General features: G+C 69.6%; 26 protein-coding genes and 1 tRNA gene. 9 read left to right on the top strand and 18 right to left on the bottom strand.

Translation table 11 applies throughout. The annotated features are described in order from the left end of the window. From AC27IY_RS17970 to AC27IY_RS17955, 4 genes are read right to left on the bottom strand one after another with little or no spacing between them, the layout of a single operon-like run. Positions 1-1062 carry an NADH-quinone oxidoreductase subunit B family protein gene (locus AC27IY_RS17970; RefSeq protein ID WP_487178613.1) on the bottom strand — a complete coding sequence of 354 codons (1062 nt, stop codon included), beginning with the start codon at positions 1060-1062 and terminating at the stop codon, positions 1-3. After that, positions 1059-1430: a hydrogenase/urease maturation nickel metallochaperone HypA gene (locus AC27IY_RS17965; protein WP_487178612.1), complete on the bottom strand. Its 372-nt coding sequence runs from the start codon at positions 1428-1430 to the stop codon at positions 1059-1061. The genes AC27IY_RS17970 and AC27IY_RS17965 overlap by 4 nt, the downstream gene beginning before the upstream one ends. Further along, positions 1423-1923: a hydrogenase maturation protease gene (locus AC27IY_RS17960; RefSeq protein ID WP_423452017.1), complete on the bottom strand. Its 501-nt coding sequence runs from the start codon at positions 1921-1923 to the stop codon at positions 1423-1425. Before AC27IY_RS17960 ends, AC27IY_RS17965 begins: the two co-directional genes overlap by 8 nt. Then, positions 1920-3320, bottom strand: a complete 1401-nt coding sequence (locus AC27IY_RS17955; protein ID WP_487178611.1) for a hypothetical protein — start codon at positions 3318-3320, stop codon at positions 1920-1922. The genes AC27IY_RS17960 and AC27IY_RS17955 overlap by 4 nt, the downstream gene beginning before the upstream one ends. A gap of 280 nt (positions 3321-3600) precedes the next feature. Between AC27IY_RS17955 and AC27IY_RS17950 the strand changes: the two genes are divergently transcribed. Next, on the top strand, positions 3601-4032 hold the full coding sequence (locus AC27IY_RS17950; protein ID WP_487178610.1) for a DoxX family protein: 432 nt from the start codon (positions 3601-3603) through the stop codon (positions 4030-4032). Positions 4033-4423: 391 nt separating this feature from the next. Then, entirely contained in the window at positions 4424-4951 is a 528-nt protein-coding gene (locus tag AC27IY_RS17945) for an RICIN domain-containing protein (RefSeq protein WP_487178609.1), read from the top strand. A 439-nt stretch (positions 4952-5390) separates the two neighbouring features. Here AC27IY_RS17945 and AC27IY_RS17940 read toward each other — a convergent pair whose 3' ends face one another. The 3 genes from AC27IY_RS17940 to AC27IY_RS17930 all read right to left on the bottom strand — a co-directional run bounded on the left by AC27IY_RS17940 (position 5391) and on the right by AC27IY_RS17930 (position 7028). Continuing rightward, positions 5391-5951 carry a hypothetical protein gene (locus AC27IY_RS17940; protein ID WP_423477491.1) on the bottom strand — a complete coding sequence of 187 codons (561 nt, stop codon included), beginning with the start codon at positions 5949-5951 and terminating at the stop codon, positions 5391-5393. Then, the gene (locus AC27IY_RS17935; RefSeq protein ID WP_344213767.1) at positions 5948-6499 is read right to left on the bottom strand and encodes an RNA polymerase sigma factor; all 552 of its coding nucleotides are present in this window, start codon (positions 6497-6499) and stop codon (positions 5948-5950) included. Before AC27IY_RS17935 ends, AC27IY_RS17940 begins: the two co-directional genes overlap by 4 nt. Positions 6500-6665: 166 nt before the next feature. Then, positions 6666-7028 (bottom strand): Imm8 family immunity protein, encoded by a 363-nt coding sequence (locus AC27IY_RS17930; protein ID WP_487178608.1) that lies wholly within the window; start codon positions 7026-7028, stop codon positions 6666-6668. A gap of 118 nt (positions 7029-7146) precedes the next feature. Between AC27IY_RS17930 and AC27IY_RS17925 the strand changes: the two genes are divergently transcribed. Continuing rightward, positions 7147-7656: a hypothetical protein gene (locus AC27IY_RS17925; RefSeq protein ID WP_487178607.1), complete on the top strand. Its 510-nt coding sequence runs from the start codon at positions 7147-7149 to the stop codon at positions 7654-7656. A gap of 519 nt (positions 7657-8175) precedes the next feature. Here the strand turns inward: AC27IY_RS17925 and AC27IY_RS17920 are convergent. The 3 genes from AC27IY_RS17920 to AC27IY_RS17910 all read right to left on the bottom strand — a co-directional run bounded on the left by AC27IY_RS17920 (position 8176) and on the right by AC27IY_RS17910 (position 10385). Beyond that, positions 8176-8961 (bottom strand): uracil-DNA glycosylase family protein, encoded by a 786-nt coding sequence (locus AC27IY_RS17920; protein WP_487178606.1) that lies wholly within the window; start codon positions 8959-8961, stop codon positions 8176-8178. A 595-nt stretch (positions 8962-9556) separates the two neighbouring features. Beyond that, positions 9557-9646 (bottom strand) — tRNA-Ser (locus tag AC27IY_RS17915). Positions 9647-9821: 175 nt separating this feature from the next. Next, positions 9822-10385, bottom strand: coding sequence for a YceI family protein (locus tag AC27IY_RS17910; RefSeq protein WP_344213771.1), 564 nt, complete (start codon positions 10383-10385; stop codon positions 9822-9824). 103 nt (positions 10386-10488) lie between these two features. Between AC27IY_RS17910 and AC27IY_RS17905 the strand changes: the two genes are divergently transcribed. Further along, positions 10489-11025, top strand: coding sequence for a MarR family winged helix-turn-helix transcriptional regulator (locus AC27IY_RS17905; protein ID WP_423452031.1), 537 nt, complete (start codon positions 10489-10491; stop codon positions 11023-11025). A gap of 73 nt (positions 11026-11098) precedes the next feature. Here the strand turns inward: AC27IY_RS17905 and AC27IY_RS17900 are convergent, their stop codons facing one another. Then, complete coding sequence (locus tag AC27IY_RS17900) at positions 11099-11602, bottom strand: SigE family RNA polymerase sigma factor (RefSeq protein ID WP_344213773.1); 504 nt, start codon at positions 11600-11602, stop codon at positions 11099-11101. Between the two features lie 216 nt (positions 11603-11818). Between AC27IY_RS17900 and AC27IY_RS17895 the strand changes: the two genes are divergently transcribed. After that, entirely contained in the window at positions 11819-12784 is a 966-nt protein-coding gene (locus AC27IY_RS17895; protein ID WP_364460858.1) for a hypothetical protein, read from the top strand. A 5-nt stretch (positions 12785-12789) separates the two neighbouring features. After that, positions 12790-13584: a MauE/DoxX family redox-associated membrane protein gene (locus AC27IY_RS17890; protein ID WP_423452033.1), complete on the top strand. Its 795-nt coding sequence runs from the start codon at positions 12790-12792 to the stop codon at positions 13582-13584. 107 nt (positions 13585-13691) lie between these two features. Here AC27IY_RS17890 and AC27IY_RS17885 read toward each other — a convergent pair whose 3' ends face one another. Beyond that, positions 13692-14873 carry an ATP-binding protein gene (locus AC27IY_RS17885; RefSeq protein ID WP_091081101.1) on the bottom strand — a complete coding sequence of 394 codons (1182 nt, stop codon included), beginning with the start codon at positions 14871-14873 and terminating at the stop codon, positions 13692-13694. Between the two features lie 290 nt (positions 14874-15163). Between AC27IY_RS17885 and AC27IY_RS17880 the strand changes: the two genes are divergently transcribed. Genes AC27IY_RS17880 through AC27IY_RS17870 form a run of 3 tightly spaced genes read left to right on the top strand, consistent with a single transcriptional unit; the run spans position 15164 to position 17350 of the window. Then, positions 15164-15622 (top strand): MaoC family dehydratase, encoded by a 459-nt coding sequence (locus AC27IY_RS17880; RefSeq protein ID WP_242374063.1) that lies wholly within the window; start codon positions 15164-15166, stop codon positions 15620-15622. Positions 15623-15668: 46 nt separating this feature from the next. Continuing rightward, positions 15669-16136 carry a SigE family RNA polymerase sigma factor gene (locus AC27IY_RS17875; RefSeq protein ID WP_344213782.1) on the top strand — a complete coding sequence of 156 codons (468 nt, stop codon included), beginning with the start codon at positions 15669-15671 and terminating at the stop codon, positions 16134-16136. Continuing rightward, positions 16133-17350: a hypothetical protein gene (locus tag AC27IY_RS17870; RefSeq protein WP_487178605.1), complete on the top strand. Its 1218-nt coding sequence runs from the start codon at positions 16133-16135 to the stop codon at positions 17348-17350. The genes AC27IY_RS17875 and AC27IY_RS17870 overlap by 4 nt, the downstream gene beginning before the upstream one ends. Here the strand turns inward: AC27IY_RS17870 and AC27IY_RS17865 are convergent. The 6 genes from AC27IY_RS17865 to AC27IY_RS17840 are packed head-to-tail and all read right to left on the bottom strand — an operon-like array spanning position 17340 to position 22182. Further along, entirely contained in the window at positions 17340-17591 is a 252-nt protein-coding gene (locus tag AC27IY_RS17865) for a hypothetical protein (RefSeq protein WP_329588231.1), read from the bottom strand. The two genes, AC27IY_RS17870 and AC27IY_RS17865, sit on opposite strands and share 11 nt — an antisense overlap. Then, on the bottom strand, positions 17588-19108 hold the full coding sequence (locus AC27IY_RS17860) for a radical SAM protein (protein ID WP_487178604.1): 1521 nt from the start codon (positions 19106-19108) through the stop codon (positions 17588-17590). The genes AC27IY_RS17865 and AC27IY_RS17860 overlap by 4 nt, the downstream gene beginning before the upstream one ends. After that, positions 19105-19842 (bottom strand): prolipoprotein diacylglyceryl transferase, encoded by a 738-nt coding sequence (locus AC27IY_RS17855; protein WP_423477511.1) that lies wholly within the window; start codon positions 19840-19842, stop codon positions 19105-19107. Before AC27IY_RS17855 ends, AC27IY_RS17860 begins: the two co-directional genes overlap by 4 nt. Positions 19843-19852: 10 nt before the next feature. Next, positions 19853-20215, bottom strand: coding sequence for a hypothetical protein (locus tag AC27IY_RS17850; protein WP_344213792.1), 363 nt, complete (start codon positions 20213-20215; stop codon positions 19853-19855). An 18-nt stretch (positions 20216-20233) separates the two neighbouring features. After that, positions 20234-20872 (bottom strand): response regulator, encoded by a 639-nt coding sequence (locus AC27IY_RS17845; protein WP_423452037.1) that lies wholly within the window; start codon positions 20870-20872, stop codon positions 20234-20236. Further along, entirely contained in the window at positions 20869-22182 is a 1314-nt protein-coding gene (locus tag AC27IY_RS17840; RefSeq protein ID WP_487178603.1) for a sensor histidine kinase, read from the bottom strand. Before AC27IY_RS17840 ends, AC27IY_RS17845 begins: the two co-directional genes overlap by 4 nt. Positions 22183-22449: the final 267 nt, after the last annotated feature.

Genomic DNA, 22449 nt, shown 5'->3' with positions numbered 1-22449 from the left:
CTACGGGCGCCAGCGCGGGTCGTAGCCGCTGGTCAGCGCCTCACGGTTGTGCCGCCACCGCGGTTCCCTGTTGGCGGTGTGGTTGGTGATGCCGCGCATCCGGCGGATGAACGCGCCGTACGGTTTGATCAACGTCGAGGACAGGCTGCTGCCGGGCGGCATGTCCATGAAGGGCATGAACTTGTCCGGGAACCCCGGCATGGTGCAGGCGATGCAGATGCCGCCCACGTTCGGGCAGCCGCCGATCCCGCGCATCCACCCGCGCTTCGGCACGTTGCAGTTCACCACCGGGCCCCAGCAGCCCACCTTCACCTGGCATTTCGGGGAGTTGTAGTCGTGGGCGAAGTCGCCCTGCTCGTAGTAGGAGCCCCGGTCGCAGCCCTCGTGGACCGTCTTGCCGAACAGCCACTGGGGCCGCAGCATCTCGTCCAGCGGGGGCGGCGGCGCACTGCCGGCGGCGTGGTAGAGCACCCAGGTCAGGGTCTCCATGAAGTTGTCCGGCTGGACCGGGCAGCCGGGCACGTTCACGATCGGCAGCCCGCCGGCCGACCGGAAGTCCCAGCCGAGGTAGTCGGCCAGGCCCATGCAGCCGGTCGGGTTGCCGGCCATCGCGTGGATGCCGCCGTAGGTGGCACAGGTGCCGATGGCGACGACCGCCCACGCCTGCGGGGCGAGCCGGTCGATCCAGGTGTTCAGGGTCAGCGGCTGGCCGGTGTGCGGGTCGTTGCCGAACGACGTCCAGTAGCCGTCGCCGTTGATGTTCTCGTTCGGCACCGAACCTTCGATGACGAGGATGAACGGCTCCAGCTCGCCGCGGGCCGCGGCCCGGAACGGAGCCAGGTAGTCCTCGCCGCCGAGGCTGGGCGACAGCACCTTGTTGTGCAGGTGGATCTTGGGCAGGCCGGGAATGGTGCCGGCGACCACGTCCTCGATCGCGGGCTGGGTCGCCGCGGTGACCGAGACGGTGTCGCCGTCGCAGCTCATGCCCTCGGATATCCACAGGATGTGCATCTCGTCGTAGCCGGCGGCGGCCTGGCCGCCCTGCTGCTGCGTCTGCGTCATGTGCGCACCTCGCTCGCGTGAACGTCCGGTTGGTAGGTGATCGACTCGACGACGACACCGGTGTCACCCGCGAGCTCGACGTCGACGCCGCCGCAGCGCGGGCAGGCGACGAGCGCGAGCGCGTCGGCCGCGGGCGTCCGCGCGCCGCAGTCGCGGCAGCTCACCGCGGGCGGCTCGGTGACCAGCTCGATCCGCGCGTGCTCGGCCGGGGTCCCGGCCGCGGCCATGCGGAAGCCCTGCTCGACGACCGCGGGATCGGGCCGGTGCCCGGCGAATGCGGCGCGGACGCGTGCCGCGGCCACCGGCCGTCCCTCCGCCCTTCGCAGGACCGCCTGGACGATCTCGTCGCACATTCCCGTCTCATGCATCCGCGCGCTCCCTGTCGGATTGTCGGTACGTCTCGTCACGGGCCAGCGCCGTCACCGCGGCGACCGCGCCCTCGACGGCGGCGGCGACCGGCTCCGACAGGCCCATGACCTCGTCGATCGTCTGGGGCCGGCAGCCCACCAGCAGCACCCTGGGCACCTTGCCGCCCAGCTTGCCGAGCAGGTCGAGGACGGCCTGGGGATGCATGCCGTGCCCGTTCACCGGCGGCAGGGCGTCCGGCGCCGGCTCGTCGTCGATCTCCAGCACGGCCACGGTGCCCGGCGGGCCGTCGAGCTCGACCGCGTCCACCATGATCAGCGTGTCGTACGCGCCGCCGAGCAGCTCGTAGGCCAGGTGGACGCCGCGGATGCCGTAGTCGGCGACCACCACCGACCCGGGCAGGGCCGAGGCGTCCATCCGCCGGACCACCTCGACGCCGAACCCGTCGTCGCCCAGGAACACGTTGCCGATCCCGGCCACCAGCACCCGGTTCATGCGGGCTCCCCGTCCAGCGACCCGTCCAGTGACCCGTCCAGCGGCTCGGTCTCCTCGGGCGCGAAGTACCGGTAGCGGCCGTACCACTGGTTCAGCTCGGCCGCCGGGTCGTCCTCCAGCGTCACGGCGAGGTGGCGGGCGCCGTCCACGTCCAGCAGCACCGCCTCCACCAGGGCCGTCCTGCCGTCCAGGAACATGTCCTGCGGGTCGGAGCCGCGCAGCCGGGGCCGCAGCCGCACCCGGCTGCCCTTGCGCACCAGTGTCCCGGCCACCTCGACGGCGTCCGTCTCCGGCGACACGCCGGCGTCCGCCTCGGGATGCCACCACGGCACCGGCCCGGCCGGTCCCGGATCGCGGGTGGTGCCGTGCAGGCGGGCCAGGTCCTCCGGGGTCATCGCCTCGACCCGGTCGAGGATGGCGGCGGCGCGCGGGTCGGTGGCGCGCGCCTCGCGCTTCTCGGCGTCGGTGAGGGTCAGCGTGCGCAGCGACAGGATCTCGTCGATCTCCGCCGCGTCGTGCAGGTCGCCGGGGCTCTCCGGCGCGATCCGCGGGTTGTCGTAGAGCAGGATCGGCGACGACAGGACCACCTGGTCGCCGCTCAGCACCGGGTACGTGTGCGCGTTGACGCACGCGCCGGCCGCGTCCCGCGCCCAGTCCGGGGGTTCGAGCAGCGAGACGAACCGGCCGCCTGGCGCGGTGAGCAGGGTGTGACAGGCGATCAGGGCGTGCTGGAGCGCCTTTTCCCTGGGCGTCTCCGGCGACGACGGCTCCCGGCCGGCGTTCTCGGTCCGTACGCGGAGCCTGTAGAGCGTCTCCCCTTTAGGCAGCGGTGCCGCAGGGGCCTCACATGGCTTCAGCGACAACGTCACCCGCGCGCTCAGCGGCCACTCACGCCACCGCGTCCGCCCGGCCGAGCCGGGCAGCGGAGTGACCGTCTCACCGCCAGGAACCCCCAGGTCGAGCCGCTTCTCACCGGACCGCAGCTCCGCCACGGACGCCCGTACGTCGAGCTCGCGCGGCACCGCCTCGTCGAAGCTCAGCGCCTCGCCGACCCGGTCCGCCTCCCGGTGTCCGCCGTCCGGCAACCGCTCCTCGGGCGTACGGCGGCGCAGCTGCAGGAAGCGGAGCCGGCCCCGCACGACCGCGTCGGCGGGCGCGACGAGCAGGCACTCGGTCTGCTGCCACCACGACTCGGCGGAGCCCGCCACGCCGCCGCCCTCCAGCCCGTGCGCCCTGGCCCACGGCTCCGGCAGCAGCACGCCGAACTGCCACCTCACCTGGTTCTTCGGCGAGGAACGGCGATAGGGGTACAGCAGGTAGCCCTCGTACAGGACGGCGTCCGCCACCGCCAGCGCGGCCCGGTACCCGGGCGCGGCGTCGATGCCGTTCGCGTCCACGGCGGGTGGCCCCTTCCTGTCCCTGGTCGTACGTGACCCTTCCGGTATAGCCACGCCGTCTCAGGACAAGTAGGTGGATCGTTTCCCTAGGTGACGTCCGCACTTAGCGGTTCTTGGTGATCCATCCGCGCGGGAATCGGCCCTTCCGCGACGAAAGCCCCCTCCACCCCAACATGATTTGCCCGCCGCCTTGCCTCCCACGGGATCGATCAGGAATGGAGAAGCACGGACCGACGAACTCGCCATAGCTTGACGTGGAGATCAAGCCGACAAGGAGCCGATGGAAATGGCGAACATGCGCAAGATCACCTACTGGCTCTCCACTCTCGGAGTCGCATCAGGACTGGTCGGCTCCGGTGTCCAGCAACTGCTGAGAACGGAAGGCGAAGGAGCGTTGGCGCCGCCCTACGCATGGGGCATCGTGCAGCTGGGATACCCCGTCTACATCCTGACACTACTGGGGGTGTGGAAACTCCTGGGCGCGGCGGCGATCCTCCTGCCCAAATATCCACTGCTCAAGGAATGGGCTTATGCGGGTCTCTTCTTCCTCTTCACGGGAGGGATGTTCTCGCATGTCGCCTCGGGCGACGCCTGGTATGAATCGCTCCCGGCACTCATTCTCCTGGCGCTCTCGATCGTGTCATGGCATTTCCGGCCGGCAGACAGAAGACTGCTCCCGCGAAAGGCGGACCTTGCCCCCTCCGCAACTTGACGACGTTCTCGGGCCCCGGGCGCGCCAGATGGCGGACGGCAACGGAGGCCGTCTCGAGGAGCGTGGGCGGCCTTCCTTCATCTCCGAGCTGGGCCTCGGTGAATTCGCGGAGGTCGAGCGCCGGCTGTCATCGTCGCGTTGCTGCTGCCGCCGGTGAAACCGGACCCCGGCCGGGCAGCGGCGTCACCCGTGTCCTGACTCGTGACCGACCCGCGACTCGACCTCGACGCCTCGGTGAGCCAGGAGCCGGTCAAGGCTGCCCATTTGCCCAACATGCCCGGCCACTCGTGGTGGAGCCACTCGCGACATCGCATACGGAGAGTGTTTGATAAATAACTATCTGTCACAGCATGATGTTGGAGTTCCGACCCAACTCTTCCGGGAGGCAACCATGCTTGCTCGCCGTCTGCTGACAGTCGCCGTCACCTCCGCCGCAGTGAGTGCGGCCGCCATCCTGCCCGCCGCGGCCTCCGCCCACCAGCGCGCCGGCCGCACCGCCCTGGCCGGACCCGCGATGTGCGTCGACACCACCAACAGCCGTGGCAACGGCACCCAGTTCCACCTGTGGCAGTGCATGGACCACCCCAACCAGAGGTTCGTCATCGAGGACGGCCTCATCAAGGTGCAGGACACCATCGGTAAGAGCCAGGAGATGTGTCTGGACGCCTCCAACAACCGCGCCAATGGCACCCGGGTGTACCAGTGGCAGTGTGTGAGTAACGCCAACCAGCTCTGGGTCGTCCAGAGGGGCATGATCATCCTCAAGTCCACCCTCAACTCAGGCAACCGCATCTGCCTGGACGTCACCAACAACCGCACCAATGGCGCGCAGGTATATCTGTGGCAGTGTGTCCCCAACAACAACCAGCTGTTCGTGATCGACGACGGCCAGATCAAGGTCAAGGACACCCTGTCCTGATCTCTGGTCATGTCCGGCGCTCCGCGAGAAGGTCGGCCGCGGTGTGGCGATCGTCGTGCTGTATCTGTGCGGCGGCCTCGTCCTTCTGCGCGTGCGCGCAAAGGCAAGGGCTTGCTCACGCTCCAGCGCCCTCCGGCGCTTCTGGCCCTGCCACGTGCCCACAGGAAGTTCCGAGCCGCGGAACAGTCGAGGGCTGGGGACAGGTGGACCGACAGGGCTCTGAGCTTCACCCTGTGGCCGCAGAGATCAGAAAGGCCCTCTCCCCGTACTCGGGAAGAGGGCCTGCGCTCTCGATGGTGTCGTGGGATTCAGGCCGGCAGACAAAGGCTGCCCCCGGTGAAGACGACCACGTGATCGAGACGAGCAGGAGACGGGCGAGACCGGCCCGTCAGGGCGCACCGACACCCCGACGCGTGGACCGGCCTCGCACAGCCACCGATCAGCCGAGCTGCGTCGAGTCGTGCTCCGGGACGCACGGCTTGACGCGGCCCTCGATCACCTCCGCCTTGAGCTGCGACTTGACCGGCCCCTTCGGGTTCTCGGTGAACTCCAGCACCACCGTCTGCCCCTTCCCCACATAGCGGGGATCGATGACGAAACCCTTCGGCCCCGGCCTGGCGACCTTGTAGTGCGCGGACGCGCGCCACTCCTCCGGAGTGTCGTACTCACCGCCGACGAGTGCGCCCCGGTCGGCCTGACACTTCGTGTAGGGCTTGAGGTACGTGACGTCGGCGGTCACGCCCAGATCCTTGAGGTCCTCCTCCAGCTGGTCGGCGTCCCTGAACTCCTTGAGCTCCACGGTGATGGTGCCGTTGGCGTTCTTGCTCACCGCGTACGCCGGCTCAGGCCCGGTGAGCAACGGCACCGCCACCGCCGCCACGGCTGCCAGCCCGGCCACCGCCGCCCCCGCGAGCAGGCGGCGGCCGACGCGGCGGCTGCGTTCGTTCCGCGCGGCCATCTCGGTCTTGAGGTCCATCAGCAACTGCTCCTCGAATCTCATCGTGGGATTCCTTCCATGACGAAGGGCAGGTCGCGGAGCGTCTTGCGGGCGCGGTGCAGCCGCACCATGGCGGTCCCCGGCCGGATTCCCAGCGCCACCGCCGCCTCTGACGGCGTGAGCTGCTCCAGAACCACCAGCTCCAGGACAGCGCGCTCCCCGTCGGGTAATCCGGCCATGGCCTCGAAGGCCGCCCTGGCGGGCTGTTCCGCGTCAATTTGCTCTTCCAGCCGGGCCACGTCGTCGCCGTCGAGCGGACGCCGCCCGCTCACCCGATGGGTGAGCTGGGACTCCCGCAACGCCCGCCGCCGCTCGGCCGACAGCGTGTTGCGCGCGACGCCGTACAGCCACGCGATCTCGCTGCCTTTGCCCGGACGGTACGTGTGCGCCGAGTCGAACACCGCGAGGAACACGTCGGCCGCCAGATCGGCGACCGTGTGCGGGTCGTCGACCCGGCGCGACAAAAAACGCGTGACCGCGTCGATGTGCCGCCGGTAGAAGGCTTCGAACGCCACGGGGTCGGTGGCGAGCTTCCCCCGTCTGAGACGCACCGGCCTTGCTCCCTTCGTCGATCTACACCCGTACTTGGTGAGAACCGGCGGAAGCCTTACAAGCCACGCTCACCACACAGGTCCGGGCGGCCGGCATGGCGTCCCCAGAGACCTTCGGATCTCGGCCGTTCCGATCGGCTCCACCTGGACCGACGCCCTTGACCGATCAACCGTCGTAGTCACCGTCGTGGTCGTCGAACTCCCGCTCTCCGATCCGGCCTATCTTCTCGGCGAGTTCACTCCAGGTCGGAGCCTCCAGCACTGCCATCCGGTCGCTCAGCCACTGGGCCACCTCGGCGGGACGCAGCTCGGACACGAAGAGCCAATGGCGGCCGATGAGAAAGGGATGCCGCCGCAGCTGATCGGCGAGGGCCGACGGGGTGCAGACGGTGAGCTGGAACCGCTCCTCGCCCGGCTCTCCCTGCGGGCCGACGTACATCTCCAGCAGCTCACAGGCATGGGCAGGATCGTCGATGCTTCCTCCGAGTTCGAGATCCGGCCATCGGAAGGCAGCCACTTGTGCTCTCATCACCCGATGATCGCGCAACAGGGTGAAGCCAGGAGCGGGTGCCGGCACCCTCCCTCGGCGCCGCAACTTGCTCGTAAGGGCTTGGCTTCCCAACGTCGACTCCTGGCATGATCGCCAGATGTTCGACTTCGGGATCAGTGGATACAGCCCCGCATGGTTGAGCGGGAGTTCCGTGGTCGCCACCACTCATGGTGAAAGACTCGCCATGCTGGAAGGGCGGAGGCTGACCCGAGCCCTGCTGGTGTGGGACCTCGACGAGGACGTCTGGTTCTCCGACGGCCTGGTCCTGCTGGACTTCGAGGGCGAGCAGGTCGAGATCGTCCACCAGAAATTCGATGAGATCTCGATCACGTGGAACACGGTCGATCCGGCTCAGCCACTGGATTGGGCGGGGACAGGATTGCGGCTGGCATGGCGAGAGGGCGTTCCTGACGAGCTGGCGAGCTTGCAGGGGCAGAAACTGCAGGCCGTGGAGCTCCTCGAGTGGAAGGGTGACGACTTGGCGCACGGGACGGTCGCTGTCGGATTCCTCTTCCCTCACGACCGTCTGACGATCTACAACGCTCTCGACGAGAACGGCATGGAGTTCGAAGAACCTGATCACCGGTACACGCGCCAGAGACTGTGACGGCCCTCCACGAGCACCCGGACCGATGAACCTCTGAAGCAGGGCGTCCACATCCGCGTCGTACGAGATCCTCGGCCACACCTGGGCCACCTCGACGCAGCGCCCCACCCACACTGCAACCCTGCTGTCCACAGAGATCAAAAAGGCCCTCTCCCCGTACGTGGGAAGAGGGCCTTTCACCTGCGGAGGATCGGGGCTCGGATCTTGGCCATCCCGATCGATTCAATCTGGACCAACGCACTCGGCCGGTCCACTACGAACAGCATTGACCGAGCTGGATTGCAACTAGAAGTGCAACTGAAGAGCTGCCGTGACCCACAGCATGACCTCCATGATGCGCGCCGTTCCAGCGGGCGGTCACCTCCCGTGCATGGTGATTAAGGCGCCCGGTACGAGGTGCTGCCAGTGCTCAGGGCCCAGCGGGAACAATCCCAGCGGATGATGGCGCTCGACCCCAGAGAGCAACGCCGAACTCGGACGACCATGGATGGGAATCCGAGATCTCCGAGAAGCACTCACTCAGGAAGATCCGGTCCACGTACGAACCCTGTGCGTCATCGCCTCACGTGCCTCGGTGTACAGACGTGCTCGATGCCCGTTGGCGCCGGACGGATGCGGGAATCCATAAAGAACCCGATCGGGCGAGACGTTCGTGAGCTCGACGGCCTTGCTGGCAGCCTTGCCCAGAGGGATGACGAGCGCGTCGGGGACCATCTCGAGGTTCTTGTGGAGGACCTGTCGAGCAAATGCGGTCAGCACTGGATGACGATCGACCGCTGGCGACCCGGAGTAGTTCGCCCCCTTGACGAACACGGCGTGGCAAATGGCGGACGTGGAGGCCAGGAGATCAGACCGTTCGGCAAAGAGCTGGGCAGTGCTGCTGATCCCGAGTGCGGCCTGAAGCCCGATCCCGTCCAGCATAGAGATCATGTTGGTACGCATGGAACCGGCGAAGCTCCCTACCTCGTCCGCCTCCTTGAGGGCGTTGTTGAGAGACTTGCCACTCTGGAGTGCACGCGCGACAGTCCGTACGGCAAGATGCATTTGTTGGCGGCCCGGCGTGAGCCCTACGAGCATCACCCGAGCGCTGACATTCACCCAGTCGAACGGAACGAAATAGATCTCCAACTTGTCGTCCTTGTAAAGGAGCAGGTCGGGGCTCGTTACGTGTTCTGCCGTGACGCTCGGAGAGAACGCGCACAGCACATCTTCAAACGCCAAGCTGCACCAGGCAGAGCTGATCAGGCCTCCCGCTGCTGGGCCGATGTAGCAGGCGTGCTCAGACGCAATGAACATGTCCGTCATACACGAAGTATCACTGTAGGTAGTTCCCCGCGACCACAAGCCTTCGGAGTGATCGCGCCAGCCACTCACAGGAAGGCCCGGCGAGCTCGGATCTACAGGATGCTGGTGCTGTTGGTGCCACTGACCGAGCTGGTATAGGCGGTCGTGCGGCTGTGCGGGTCTAGTCCGGCGATCGCGGTGTGAGCGGCAGCCAGCGCAAGCCCGAGCCTGTTTTCTTCGCCTGAAGGACGCAGGTCACGTCGCTGCCGGCGTCGAGATCCCGGGTGTCGGCCCCGACCCGGGCGGCTCGCTGGGCGGCGCAGTCGACGAGCAGGCGTTGTCCGGCCGTGAGCCTCCGTACTCCTCAGCGACGGCGCGTCCCGGCTCGTTGATCGCTTCCACCTCGCCACCTGGCGACAGGCTCTCGATCTGCTCGGGCACAGCGACCTCACAGGATCCCGGTGGCCGCGAGGCAAGACCTTCGACGACGCCACCGTGGTCACGCTCTCGCTTCCCTGATCGCTCACAACCTGGCCGACACCGGTTCCCGCGCCTGGCTGTCCACAGAGATCAGAAAGGCCCTCTCCCCGTGCTCGGGAAGAGGGCCTCTCGTCTGCGGAGGATCGGGGATTTGAACCCCGGATGGGCGTTAAACCCAAACCGCATTAGCAGTGCGGCGCCATAGACCTGACTAGGCGAATCCTCCTGGTAGCCGGTGCGGCTCAGCACAGAGTACCGGCCTTCTGGCGAGGCGGCAAAGCGAATCCGCTCCCGCCTTCACCAAGAGTTATCAACAGCCTGTGGGTAACTGGCTGTGGATGAAGCCCGCCCAGAGCGTGGGCGGGCTTCGGGGCTGTGGATAACCCTACGCGATCGCGTGATCAAGCGGCCGGGTTGGCCTCGCCCTCGATCTCGATCTTGACCTTCTTGCCGACCAGGACGCCGCCCGTCTCCAGGGCCTGGTTCCAGGTGAGGCCGAACTCCTCGCGGTCGAACTCCGTGGTGATCGAGAAGCCCCACACCGCCGCACCCCAGGGGTTGGTGCCGGCGCCGCCGTACTCGACGGTGAGCTCGACCTCCTTGGTGACGTCGCGGATGGTCAGGTCGCCGACGACGGTGAACTCGTCGCCCGAGTGGCCGGTCACGCGGGTGCTCCTGAAGGTGATCTCCGGGAACTTGTCGGCGGCGAGGAAGTCGTCGCTGCGGAGGTGACCGTCGCGGTCGGGCATGCCGGTGTCGATGCTCTCGGTCTTGATGGTGAGCTCGGCGGAGGATTCGAGCGGGTTCTCGGCGATGGTGACCGAGCCGTTGAAGGTGCCGAAATGTCCTCGGACCTTGCTGACCATCATGTGCTTGACGACGAAGCCGATGCGCGTGTGGGCGACGTCGAGGTTGTACGTGCCGGCGGCGGGAATGGTCAGGCTCTCCCAGGTACGGGTGCTCATGGGGTTCTCCTCGTGACAGTCGCGGTGCGGATGTCTGCTGCAACAACTTTCTACACGAGGAATATTCCGCACGTCAACTATCGTCGTCTATGCTATGAGCGTGATGAACTACCACGATTCCCGGCTCACGGCCCTGGGCCTGCTGACCGAGGTGCACGCCGGCATCATGGCGCGGCTGCATCCCGCGCTGGCGCGCGCCCGCCTGTCGGAGATCGATTTCGAGACCGTCATCCGTTTGGCACGTTCCCCCGAGCAGCGGCTGCGGATGAGCGATCTCGCCGCGCAGACCGGGCTGTCGACCAGCGGGGTGACCCGCGTCGTCGACCGGCTCGAACGGGAAGGGCTGGTGGCGCGGCAGGCCTGTCCCAGCGACCGGCGTGCCTCCTACGCGGTCCTGACGCCGGCCGGCCAGGACCGGCTGGAATCCGTGCTGCCCGAGCACCTCCAGGACATCGACAGGACGTTCACCAGGCTGCTGCCGGATGAGGAGCTTGAGACCTTCCTGGCCAGTCTGAGGAAGATCAGGGACGTCGTACGCCCCTGCGCGACCGCCGGCGCCGACCTCGCCATGGACGCCGCCGGATGCGAGGCCACGGCCGGATCCGGATGCGATGACGCCGCCGTCGCGGCCGCGCCCTGAACCCGGTCGCGCCTTGAGCCCGGCCGCGCCCTGAACCCGGCCGCGCCCTGAGCCCGGCCCAGCGAGGCCGAGCCTACGAGCCCGCCAGCCCCAGGGCGGAGCGGAGCTTGCTCATCGCGCGTGACACCGTGCTCTTCACCGTCCCCACGCTGATCCCCAGCGTCTGGGCGATCTCCGGCTCCGTCATGTCCTCGTAGTACCGCAGCACGATCGCCGCCCGCATCCGCTCGGGCAGCTCCCTCAGCGCCTGCTCAAGCCGCTCGTGGATCTCCCCGCTCGGCGCCCCCTCCGCCGCGGCCACCACTTCGGGGAGTTCGTCCCCCGACGGGTACTCCTCCAGCTTGCGCCGCCGCCACTGGGAGATGTTGATGTTGACCATGGCCCGCCGCACGTACCCGTCCAAGGCCCGGCGGTCCTCGATGCGCCCCCACGCCTGGTACGTCTTGGTGAGCGCGTTCTGCAGCAGGTCCTCGGCGTCCAGGGGGTGCCCGGTGAGCTGGTTCGCGGCGCGCAGCAGGGCGGGACCGCGGGTCGTGACGTACTCGCGGAACTCTTCTTCCCAGTCCGTGGTCTGCATCGTGGCCAGAATCGCAGCCGGATGCCCTTTTCGGGCTGAACTGCAATTCAGGTTTCGGCCCGCCGACGACAAAAGTCCGTCAAGGTCGGTGGCGATCCTTCCACCGCCGGATGTCAGGGCACTTCCTCAAGGTTGCGTATTTTGCTCCCCTGTGCGGCGCAGGGCGTGATCCACTCGCGAGTCGTGTGACCCTAGTAGGCGAGCGAGGGAGGGCGGATGGGGTATCCGATCATCGAGCGCCGCCGCGTGCTCGCCGCGGCCGCGCTCGGCCGCGAGCCCGGCGTCCCGGGCCCCGACAATCCCAAGGAATCAGGCGAAGCCGGAGGCGGGCCGTTGCGGGCGGTGGCCGGCGAGATCCTCGACATCAGCCCGCACCTGATCATCATCGAGACCCCTGAGGGCGCCCAGGAACGCCTGGTGATCGCCCCCTGGGCGACGGCCTGGCACGGCGCCGACGTCGCGCCCGCCGCCCTGCCCGTGGGGTCGCTGGTCATGATGCGCACCCTGCGCGAGGGCCGCGTCGTCGAGCGCATCTGGGCCGACACGACCCGCATCACCGGAACGATCCAGTCCATCGACGGACGTAAGGACCTGACGGTCGAGCTGGACTGCGGGCCGCACCGCGGGCACCGCACGATCGTCATCCCCTACCGGGCGTCGGGACGGCTCCAGGTGCGGCATCCGAAGTTCGAGCCCGGCTACCTGTTCGACGCGATCGGCCTGCGCCAGGAGGGGGCGAGCCAGGCGCTGCTGCCGGCGACCTCGCAGCCGCCCTACCCGGCCCGCGCCGTGCCGCCCCCACCCCCCGCGTACGCCGGCGTGCAGCAGCGCATCGCCGGCACCGCGACCTGGTCGGACACCTTCGACGAGGAGGAACGCGGCGCCGCCTACCCGATGCTGGAGCGCTCCGACACCGGCTGCGCGGACGCCGGGGTGTCCTGCGCGGGACTGCCGTACCTCGCCCTCGGCTCGCTCCTGCAGATCAGGAACGTCTGCTCGGGCCGCTCGGCCAACGTCCCCGTGGTGGCCTGTGGCTGCCTGGCGGGCCGGTTCTGCGACCGCTGCGTCGAGTGCGACACCTCGCCGCGGGGGCGGATCGCGGAGCTCTCGCCGTACTCGTACGTGGAGCTCGGCGGTGATTTGGTGAAAGGCTGCTTCAACGCTCAGATCGGATTGGGGTGAGCCGCGTGCTGGAATCACAGCTGCCGATCCTCGTCGTGCTGCTCGGCCTGGGCACGGTGGCCAAGATCGTCACGGTACGCTCCGGCGGCGAGCCCGGCGCGCTGTCCCGGCTCGGCCCGGCCGTGCTGATGCCCGGCCGGCTGCAGGCGCCCGCGCTGCTGGTGTGTGCGGTCGTCGAGGCGGTGCTGGCGGCCGGGCTGGCGCTCTCCACGCATCCGTTCTTCCGGTGGGGCACGGTCGCGTTCTTCGCGATGTCCACGTACGTGCTGCTGGAGCTGCGCAGGCGGCGGCCGGACGCGGGCTGCGGCTGCTTCGGCGAGGTGAGCTCGGCCCCGGTGGGGCTGCGTTCGATCGCCAGGACGGTGGTGCTGACCGGGATGGCCGTCGTGTCGGTGTGGGCGCCCGTGACCGGCTGGACGGCCGCCACCGGCCTGTCGTGGCTGACGGCGGCCGGGGTGCTGGTGCTCGCCGTCCTGTCGCCGGAGATCGAGGAGCTGCTCGACCGGGTGCGTTACCGCGCCCCCTGCGAGCAGCGCCCAGGGCCCGCCGAGTCGACGACCCTCGCCCGGCTGCGGGCGAGCGGCACCTGGCGGGCGCACCGGCACGAGCTGACCTCGGCCGAGCCGTACGACAGCTGGCGCGAGCTGTGCTGGCGCTTCTTCGCCTTCCGCAACCAGCAGCAGGACGACGTGGTGTTCGCCGTCTATCTCAGCGGGCGGCGCCCGGCGGTGCGGATGGCGGTGGTCAGCGGCGAGGACAGCGACTCGTCTCTGCCGGAATATAGCCCTGTATCGGCCTGAGGCTAGACAGCCGTAGAGAAGCCTCGACGGCCATGCGGATATGACTCTATTGGGCTATCTAGCTTCCCCTCTAGACAGCCCAATAGAGGACTAGGAGCGTGCCCGGCTCACACCGGCTGGGCGCGCAGGAATCTGCCGAAATGCGGCACCGTGAACGCGATCAACCCGCGTTCGGCGCTGTAGATCAGCCCTTTCTTGATCAGGCTGTCGCGGGCGGGCGACAGACTGGACGGCTTGCGGCCGAGGGCCTCGGCGACCTCGGCGGTGGCGACCGGCTCGTCGCCGATCTGCGCCATGGCGTGCATGTAGTCGCGCTCGGCGGGGGTGGCGCGCTCGTAGCGGCTGCCGAAGAAGCCGACCGCGAGCTCCTCCTCGGCCTCGGGCGCGGAGACCTTGACGTCGTCGAGCGTGATCGGGGTGCGCGGCGCGAGGTCCCAGGCGACCTTGCCGTACGCCTGGACGAAGTAGGGATAGCCGTCGGCGGCCTCGTAGAGGGCGTCGAGGGCTTCGCGGGTGAACTCCACCTCCTCCTCGCGGGCGGGCAGGATCAGCGCGAGGTCGGCCGCCTCCCGGTCGAGCTTGTCGATGCGCGCGTAGCGGAAGAGGCGCTCGGAATAGCTCTTGCTGGCCGACAGCACGCTCGGCAGGTGGGGCAGCCCCGCGCCGACGACGATGAGCGGGCCGCCCGACTGCGACAGCTCGTGGCAGGCCGCGCAGAGCGCCGAGACGTCGGACGCCGGGACGTCCTGCATCTCGTCGATGAACAGCGCGATGCCGACCGCGAGGTCGGTCGCCACGCTCGCGGCGTCGACGAACAGCTCGGTGAGGTCGATCTCCAGGTCGCCCGAATCGGCGCGCCCGCGGCTGGCGGGCACCTCGATGCCGGGCGACCAGTGCGAGGTGCCCTTGGCCGCGGCCGGGTCGCGCATCGCGAACGCCTTGAGCACCCCGAGGAACTCCTCAATGCGCTCGGGCGCGCGGTGACGCGGCGCGAGCTCGCGGATGGCCATGTGCAGGGCGGCCGCCACGGGCCGCCGGATCGACTGGTCGGGCCGGGCCTCGATCTTGCCCGTGCCCCACAGCCGCTGCATGGCCATGGACTTGAACGTGTTGAGCAGCACGGTCTTGCCGACGCCGCGCAGCCCGGTGACGACCATGCTGCGCTCGGGACGGCCACGGGCGACGCGTTCGAGCACCACCTCGAACTGCTGCAGCTCTCGGTCACGGCCGGCGAGCTCCGGGGGACGCTGTCCCGCGCCGGGAGCGTAGGGGTTTCGCACAGGGTCCACGCTCTCGGACTTTATTGCCGGATATAGCGGCCGTCTTAGATTTGGGAAGAAAGTGCTACGGCGTGTCCGGGCGCGGGGTGGCGCGAGCACCGCCATCGGACACACCCCCTCTCACCAGGCCGAACCCTTGTTCGATTGCCGCTCCCAAGACTGTAGCGCGGACTCGAACACCTATGCGATGGTTTTCGGGTAAAGATCTTCGCAACGGTCGCGGCGCCGCGCGGACGGCCGGCCGACTTGCTCCCGGCCGACTTGGCAGCCGGAGCGGCCGGGGAATAGCGTTTCGCGTCATGCGGACCTTCGCGAACGTTCAGGAGCTCAAGGCGGCCGTCGGCGAGACCTTCGGTCCCACCGAGTGGCGCACCGTCACCCAGGATCAGGTCAACACCTTCGCCGACGCCACCGACGACCACCAGTGGATCCACGTGGACGTGGAACGGGCCAAGGAGGGGCCGTTCGGCGGCACCATCGCGCACGGCTACCTGACGCTGTCGCTGCTGCCGTCGTTCATGTTCTCGCTGGTCAAGGTCGAGGGCATCGCCATGGGCGTCAACTACGGCCTCAACAAGGTCCGCTTCCCGCGCCCGGTGCCGGTGGGCGCGCGCATCCGGGCCGTCGGCGAGCTCACCGACGTCAAGGGCACCCCGGCCGGCTACCTGTCCAACCTGAAGATGACGATCGAGATCGAGGGCGAGAAGCGCCCCGCCTGCGTCGCCGAGACCCTCTCGCTGTACGTCCCCGCCGAGTAGGCGTTTCACGTGCAACAGTAAAGCCCTTCAGTCGCTCCCTGGGTTCGTGGAAGATTTCGACGAGTTCGTCCGGGCCCGGGGCGACGCCCTCCTCCGGTACGGCTACGTGCTGTCCGGCAACTCCGAGGACGCGGCCGACCTCGTACAGGAGGCTCTGGCCCGCCTCGGCGACGCCTGGACCCGCGTGCGCAACAAAGACGACCCCGAGGGGTACGTCCGCACGACGATGGTCCGGCTGCACATCAGGTCCTGGCGCAGGCGGCGCAGGGAGAGCCTGGTCGCCACCGTCCCCGACCACGGCGCCCACGACCGTTACGGCGACGCCGACCTGTGGGCCGAACTCCAGCGACTCCCCCGCAGACAGCGGGCCGTGCTCGTGCTGCGCTACTACGAGGACCTGTCCGACCAGGAGATCGCCGACCTCCTCGGCGTCTCCCGCGGCACCGTACGCAGCCAGGCCGCCCGCGCCCTGGACAAGCTCCGGATCAAGCGAGTGCTGCAGGAGGCACGATGAGAGGCGAACAGGACCTGATCCGCACCCTGCGCACCGCAGCCGACCAGGTCGAGCAGGTGGACCTCGCGCGGGGCGTGGCCGCCCGGCGGCACGCGCGCCGGATCCGGCAGCGGGTGCGGATGGCGCTCGCGGCCGTCGCGGCGGTGGCGGTCGCGGGCGGCACCACGGCGGCCCTGTCCGTCACGTCGTCCGGCTCCGAGCAACGCGCCGACGAGCAGTGGACGCAGATCGAGGAGCAGTGGCCGCAGGTGGAGAAGCGATGGCCGCAGGCCGTGGCCAAGGTGCCGGCCAGGACCGCGGGCGGGGCGCGGATCCTGCCGGTGACCGGGCTGAGCCCGACCGAGGTGCTGCTGCTCGTGGCCGCGCCGGCCGAGGGGAAGCCGTCCCGGCTGGACGTGTACGACATGACCCGCCGTACGACGAAGACGCTCGCCCAGGTCCCGGCCGTCGAGGGCAAGGACGGGCCGGACGGCGTGACGGCCGGCCCAGGGCACGTCGCCTGGTATGCCACGACCGGCGGCACCACGACCTTCTGGGCCGTGCCGCGCACCGGCGGGACGGCCACCCGCGTGGCCACGACCTCCGGCGACGTGGCGGTGCTCGGGGTCACGGACGACTCCCTCGTCTGGTCTCCCTGGAAGGGCGACGTCCACCGGGTGCCGCTGACCGGGGGGACTCCGTCGCGGCTGCCCGGCGGCGACGGGCTCAGGCTGACCTCCTGGCCGTGGGCGGCGCGCCTCGGCCGGAACGTGTACGCCAACCAGGACCAGGTCGTCAACCTGGAGACCGGCCGTTCCTTCGACGTACGGGTGCCGAAGGGAACGCGGTCCCTGCGGTGCGGGCCGCGCTGGTGCGCCGGGGAGCTGAACGGCCGGCTGCTGGTCCAGCGCGTGGACGGGACCGGCCGCAGGACGCTGCCCGAGCTGCGCATGTCCTGGCCCCGCCCGCCCTACGCCGACCGGTACGTGCTCGCCGCACCGTCGTCGTCGCAGGCCGGAGAAGGGGCGCTCGCGGTCCTTCACGACCTGGAGACCGGCACGACGACCGGGCTCGGCACAAGGCGGCTCTTGATCTCGAACAGTCCCTCCGAGACCATTTTCAACTGGGACGCGGACGTGCAGCCTCCCGCGACGTGCGCCGAGAAGACGTGCGCGCCGACGACCCTCGGCCGGAAGGAGTGGACGGTGCTCAACCTGCTGGCACTCACACGATGATCGCCACGACCGCGACGGCGGCCAGCAGTCCCAGGTAGGCCAGCACCAGCCGGGTGTCCCGGAGCAGGCACTTGCTCCGGGTCAGCCCGGCCCGCCGCGCCTTCCAGTAGCCGGCGAACCCCAGCGCCGCGAACCCCAGCACCGCCCACGGCCCGAGCAGCCACGCCAGCAGCGCGACGGTGGCGTACACGCACAGCCGCAGCGGATCGTACGGTGCCCTGCCCTCCGGCTGCGCGCTCATCGGGCCACCAGCGACAGGCGCTGCCGGGACAGCTGCGGCCACGCCTGGACGGCGCAGAACGGCGCGCACTGGTCGCGTTCGCCCTCACGGGTGCCGACGTGCACGCAGCACTGCGTGAGGCGTTCCTCGATCATCGTGGAGACGTCCATGAACGGCTTGACCGTGATCCGCACCACCCGCTCGGCCAGCATGCGGCGCAGCTTCCGCCGCCGCCCCGGCAGGGCCGAGGAGGCGAGGGTGAGCAGGGTGGAGATGCCGAGGTCGCAGTTCTCGCAGATGTTGCGCCACAGGTCGCCGACCTGGGGATGCGACAGCGACGACTGCTCCGACAGCAGGCCGAGCAGCGACTCCTGTACGGCGAGCCGCAGCTCGCGCGGGATCTCGCTGTCGGCGATGCGGTTGGAGACCAGGCCGAGGTTCGCCTTGAGCCGGTCGTGGCCGATGAGCGCCGTCAGCGAGCGCCACTGGCCGGCGTCGTCGCGCAGGAGGTAGCCGACAGAGCAGCAGTGCGGGTGCGAGCAGGGCAGGGCGGTGAGGTCGCGCCAGGTCACCAGGCCGTCCGTCTGCGGGCCGAGGCGCTTGAGCACCCCGGTGTGGGTGAGCCGGTCCATCGGGTCGATGACGCCCGACCTGCCCGAGCCGAACTGGGGCTGCAGGGAGACGCCGCCGACGTACGGGGTGTCGAGCGCGAGGCGTACGACGTCGCCGATCTCCCCGTCGTTGACGCCGAGGGCGGCCGTCATGACGAGCGTGGTGAAGATCTCCCGCTCGGACAGGCGGGCCAGCGCCTGGGCCTTGAGCTGACGCAGGTCGCCGCCGCGGTGGTGCCTGGACGCCTCGGCCGAGACGCCGTCGTACTGGAGGTAGACCTCCACCCGTTCCCGGTGCTCGGTGAGCAGGTCGAGGAGGGAGTCGTCCCTGGCGACGAGCACGCCGTTGGTGTTGACGAGGATGCGGGTGATCGGGCGCGCGGTCAGCTCGGCGAGCAGCGTCTTCAGCTCGGGGTGGAGGGTGGGCTCGCCGCCGCTCAGCATGAGCACATCGAGCTTGCCGTTCTCGCGGGCGAGCCGCTGGTCCACGTTGGCGAGCACGTCGGGGACGGGGACGACGCCGGACAGGTCGGGCGAGCTGTCGGCGAAGCAGGTGGGGCAGCGCAGGTTGCAGGTCTCGGCGATGTCCTCCAGGAGGATGCAGGTGTGCTGGGTCTGCATCTCGGGGAGGCCGTCGAGGTAGGCGAGCGGGATCGGCGCGAAGTTGCCCTGGACGTCCGGGATGTGCTGCTTGGTGGGAGCGGTCCATTCCTCCAGGTACGCGAGGATCTCCGGGTCCTCGTCGTACAGGGTGCGGATGAAGCCGTGCTCGCGGCAGCCGCGCTCCAGCCACACCTTGCCGTCGCGCTCGGCGAGATAGCCGCTCAGCCGCTCGATCCGGTCCAGGTCACGGCCGTGGCAGTGGGGACAGAAGGCGTTGACGTACCTGAGGATGCGGTCGCCCCGGAGGCTCATCCCTGCGCTCATGACGTGACCTTTCGAGGGGAGATGAGTGGATCGTAGTAGCCGCGCCGGTAGCCGATCGTCACCCGGACCGCGAGCAGCGGCAGGCCGATCGCCAGGAAGCATTGGGGTCCGGTCAGGCCGAGCCACAGGGTCTCGTTCGCCCGGGTGAACTCCACCAGGAAGCGGAAGGCGGCGTACCCGGCCAGGTAGAGGGTGAACAGCTCCCCCGGTCGGGTCAGCCGCTCGCGCGCCCACATGAGCGCGGCGAACGCGGCGAGCTGGAAGGCGATCTCGTACAGGAACGACGGGTGCATGGCCGCGCCGGTCAGGCAGCCGGGGCAGTCGGGGGTCGTCGGCGGGGCGTGCACGCCCCAGGGCAGGCTCGTGGGACGTCCGGGAGCCTCGGTGAGGTGGCAGCCGATGCGGCCGATCGCCATGCCGAGCGCGACGGCCGGGGCGAACAGGTCGCCGGTGCGCTCGCGGTAGCCGCTGATCTTCTTGGCGACGAGGACGCCGACGTAGGCGCCGGTGAGGCCGCCGAGGATGCTGCGGGAGCCGTACAGCCAGAGGTCCTTGAGGTCGAGGGTCTCCAGCCAGCCCGCGAGCCGCATGCCGATCGCGCCGCCGACGAGCGCGCCGGTCACGGCGATGAGGGAGTGCTCGTTCAGCGCGCCTCTGCGGCGGGCCTCACGTACGAACACGACGGACGCCGCCAGCACGCCGAGGCCGACGAAGATCTCATGGTAGGGGGGCATCGGCGGGTCGTCAGGTGTACATGCCGGGGTTGAGCCCGGTGCAGTAACCCGCGGACACGATCGACACCAGGGCCCACCCCATCATCAGCCCGAGCCCCAGCCCGATCGACCAGGACTTGCGCAGCAGCAGGAACGTCACCCCGACCCCGAGCCCCAGCAGCGCCAGGAAGCCGGCGGCCACCGCGATCGCCGCCGTGTGCGCCACGCTGATGGCCACGAGGCCGACGAAGAAGTTGATGACGATATAGCCGAAGAGCCCCGCGAACGCCAGCCCGACGATCACCCCGGTGTTCCGCGGCTCCGGCCCCTGCCCCTGCGGCGGGGGCGGCGGGAACGGCGGCGGTGGGGGTGGTGGGGGCGGAGGCATGTTCACCCCGCTCACATTACGGTCCTAAGTGCTCTCTGAGTAGTGAATGGCCGCCTGGACGCGGCTCTTCAGCCCGAGCTTGTTCAGCAGGCGGCTGACGTGCGTCTTCGTCGTCGCCTCCGCCATGTCCAGCTCCTTGGCGATCTCGGCGTTCGACAGGCCGCGGGCGATGCAGGCCAGGACCTCGCGCTCGCGGGGCGTCAGGCCCTCGGGCGCCCGCTCCCTCGGCCGGGGCCCGCGGCTCCTCTCCGCGAAGGCGGAGATCAGCTTGCGGGTCACGGACGGGGAGATGAGGCCGTCGCCGCGGGCGACCACGCGTACCGCCTCGACCAGCGACTCGGCGTCGGTGTCCTTCAGCAGGAACCCGGCCGCGCCCGCGCGGAGGGCGCCGAAGACGTACTCGTCGAGGTCGAACGTCGTCAGGATCAGCACGTCGCTCACCCCCGCCAGCTCGCGGGTGGCCGAGATGCCGTCGAGGCGCGGCATGCGGACGTCCATGAGCACGACGTCCGGCCGCAGCTCGCGGGCCATGGCCACGGCCCGTTCCCCGTCGCCGGCCTCGCCGACGACCTCGATGTCCTGGACTCCGTCGAGGATCAGCACGATGCCGGCGCGGACGGCGGCGTGGTCGTCGGCCACGAGCACGCGTACGGGCGGGGTCATGAGGCGGCTCCTCGCGGGAACACCAGGCCGACGACCTGCGACGACAGGCCGCTCATACCTTCCGCGGCCGCGGGGCCGCGCTCCTCGGTCGGCAGCACCGCCACCACCTCCCAGCCCGGCCCGGCCTCGGACGGGCCGGCCGGGGACGGGCCGGCCATGAACGAGCCCGCCGAGGACGGACCTGCCTCGAACGGACCGGCCGGGGACGGACCGGCCTCGAAGGACCCGCCCACCAGCGCGGCCCGCTCCCGCATCCCCACCAGCCCGGCCCCGGCCCCGGGCAGCGCCCGCCGCTCGCCGCCCGCCGCGTTCCACACCCGCAGGACCACCCGGCCCACCTCGTACGAGACCACCACCTCGACCGGCGACTCGCCGTGCTTGAGCGCGTTGGTCAGCGCCTCCTGCACGATCCGGTAACCCGCGAGGTCGACGGCCGCGGGCACCTCCCGTACGGTCCCCTCGACCCGCAACGAGCCCGCCATGCCCGCCGCCACGACCCGCTCCACCAGCACCTCCACCTCGGCCAGCCGCAGCCGCACGGCCTCGCCCCCAGGCCGCTCCTCATCCTCGCTCCCCGGGAGTGCGTCCTCCTCCCTGAGCAGCCCGATGATGGTCCGCATCTCCGCCAGCCCTTCCACGCTGTTCTCCCGTACGGACTCCATGATCTTCCGTACCGTCCCCGCATCGAGATCCGTCCGCGACAGCGCCGCCGTGGACTGGATGGCGATGGCGCTGAAATGGTTGGCGATCAGGTCGTGCAGCTCACGCGCCATCCGCGTCCGCTCCGCGGCGATGGCCGCCCGCCGGTCGAGCTCCGCCAGCCGCGCCACCTGCTCGGCCCGTACGCGCTCGACCGCCGCCCGATCCCGCTGCTCGCGGATCAGGAGGGCGGTCAGCACGGGCGTCACCAGCACCAGCGACGCCTGCACCCCGATGACCGCCGGCAGCCGCCAGTCCGCCGCCCAGAACCCCGCCCCGGCCCCGGCCCCGATCGCCAGCACCGCCGTCACCATCAGCAGCCCGCGGGCCAGCCGGGCCGACCCGTACAGGGCGGCCGCGTACAGGTTGTCGGTGAACACCAGCACGGTCCCCAGCGACGGCCCCACCACCGCGTCCAGCCCGACCGCCACCACCCCGAGCCCCAGGCAGACGACCGGGGCCCGCCGCCGTACCAGCACCCCGGCACACGCGACGCCCAACGGCACCACCAGCACCCACTCCGGCACGCCCCGCTCAAGCCGCGACCCCGCCGCGATGAGCAACACCCCCATCGCGAACGCCAGCCCGGCCCCCCACACCGTCCGCCTCATCCCTCCATCCCACCACCCCGCCGCCATTCCGGGATCACCCCCTTCGTACGCCCGCGACCTGCGTGAACCTGGACGGCGGACATGAGATCGCGGTTTATGGTTCGAGGCACTCTCCGAAACCCGCTATGCTTGCTTACGCAGCGAGCGGCCGTAGCTCAATGGATAGAGCATCTGACTACGGATTATCTCCCGTATAGCAGCGTACGACCACCCGTTTGAGCAGGACTCCGGGAAGCACCGTACGAACAGAATCAGAAGCTTAAAAAG

Source organism: Nonomuraea sp. B208 (assembly GCF_057536035.1).
The sequence above is the reverse complement of the archived record's forward strand: the minus strand, read 5'-3'. Positions and strand labels throughout refer to the sequence as shown.

Excerpts from the sequence above, each read along its gene's own strand:
- AC27IY_RS17925 (WP_487178607.1), top strand. The coding sequence starts at position 7,147 with ATGTTCGACTTCGGGATCAGTGGATACAGCCCCGCATGGTTGAGCGGG.
- AC27IY_RS17950 (WP_487178610.1), top strand. The coding sequence starts at position 3,601 with ATGGAAATGGCGAACATGCGCAAGATCACCTACTGGCTCTCCACTCTC.
- AC27IY_RS17945 (WP_487178609.1), top strand. The coding sequence starts at position 4,424 with ATGCTTGCTCGCCGTCTGCTGACAGTCGCCGTCACCTCCGCCGCAGTG.
- AC27IY_RS17870 (WP_487178605.1), top strand. The coding sequence starts at position 16,133 with ATGAGAGGCGAACAGGACCTGATCCGCACCCTGCGCACCGCAGCCGAC.
- AC27IY_RS17865 (WP_329588231.1), bottom strand. The coding sequence starts at position 17,591 with ATGAGCGCGCAGCCGGAGGGCAGGGCACCGTACGATCCGCTGCGGCTG.
- AC27IY_RS17895 (WP_364460858.1), top strand. The coding sequence starts at position 11,819 with ATGGGGTATCCGATCATCGAGCGCCGCCGCGTGCTCGCCGCGGCCGCG.
- AC27IY_RS17910 (WP_344213771.1), bottom strand. The coding sequence starts at position 10,385 with ATGAGCACCCGTACCTGGGAGAGCCTGACCATTCCCGCCGCCGGCACG.
- AC27IY_RS17965 (WP_487178612.1), bottom strand. The coding sequence starts at position 1,430 with ATGCATGAGACGGGAATGTGCGACGAGATCGTCCAGGCGGTCCTGCGA.
- AC27IY_RS17840 (WP_487178603.1), bottom strand. The coding sequence starts at position 22,182 with ATGAGGCGGACGGTGTGGGGGGCCGGGCTGGCGTTCGCGATGGGGGTG.
- AC27IY_RS17855 (WP_423477511.1), bottom strand. The coding sequence starts at position 19,842 with ATGCCCCCCTACCATGAGATCTTCGTCGGCCTCGGCGTGCTGGCGGCG.
- AC27IY_RS17970 (WP_487178613.1), bottom strand. The coding sequence starts at position 1,062 with ATGACGCAGACGCAGCAGCAGGGCGGCCAGGCCGCCGCCGGCTACGAC.
- AC27IY_RS17880 (WP_242374063.1), top strand. The coding sequence starts at position 15,164 with ATGCGGACCTTCGCGAACGTTCAGGAGCTCAAGGCGGCCGTCGGCGAG.
- AC27IY_RS17860 (WP_487178604.1), bottom strand. The coding sequence starts at position 19,108 with ATGAGCGCAGGGATGAGCCTCCGGGGCGACCGCATCCTCAGGTACGTC.
- AC27IY_RS17930 (WP_487178608.1), bottom strand. The coding sequence starts at position 7,028 with ATGAGAGCACAAGTGGCTGCCTTCCGATGGCCGGATCTCGAACTCGGA.
- AC27IY_RS17845 (WP_423452037.1), bottom strand. The coding sequence starts at position 20,872 with ATGACCCCGCCCGTACGCGTGCTCGTGGCCGACGACCACGCCGCCGTC.
- AC27IY_RS17900 (WP_344213773.1), bottom strand. The coding sequence starts at position 11,602 with ATGCAGACCACGGACTGGGAAGAAGAGTTCCGCGAGTACGTCACGACC.
- AC27IY_RS17960 (WP_423452017.1), bottom strand. The coding sequence starts at position 1,923 with ATGAACCGGGTGCTGGTGGCCGGGATCGGCAACGTGTTCCTGGGCGAC.
- AC27IY_RS17905 (WP_423452031.1), top strand. The coding sequence starts at position 10,489 with ATGAACTACCACGATTCCCGGCTCACGGCCCTGGGCCTGCTGACCGAG.
- AC27IY_RS17940 (WP_423477491.1), bottom strand. The coding sequence starts at position 5,951 with ATGAGATTCGAGGAGCAGTTGCTGATGGACCTCAAGACCGAGATGGCC.
- AC27IY_RS17920 (WP_487178606.1), bottom strand. The coding sequence starts at position 8,961 with ATGACGGACATGTTCATTGCGTCTGAGCACGCCTGCTACATCGGCCCA.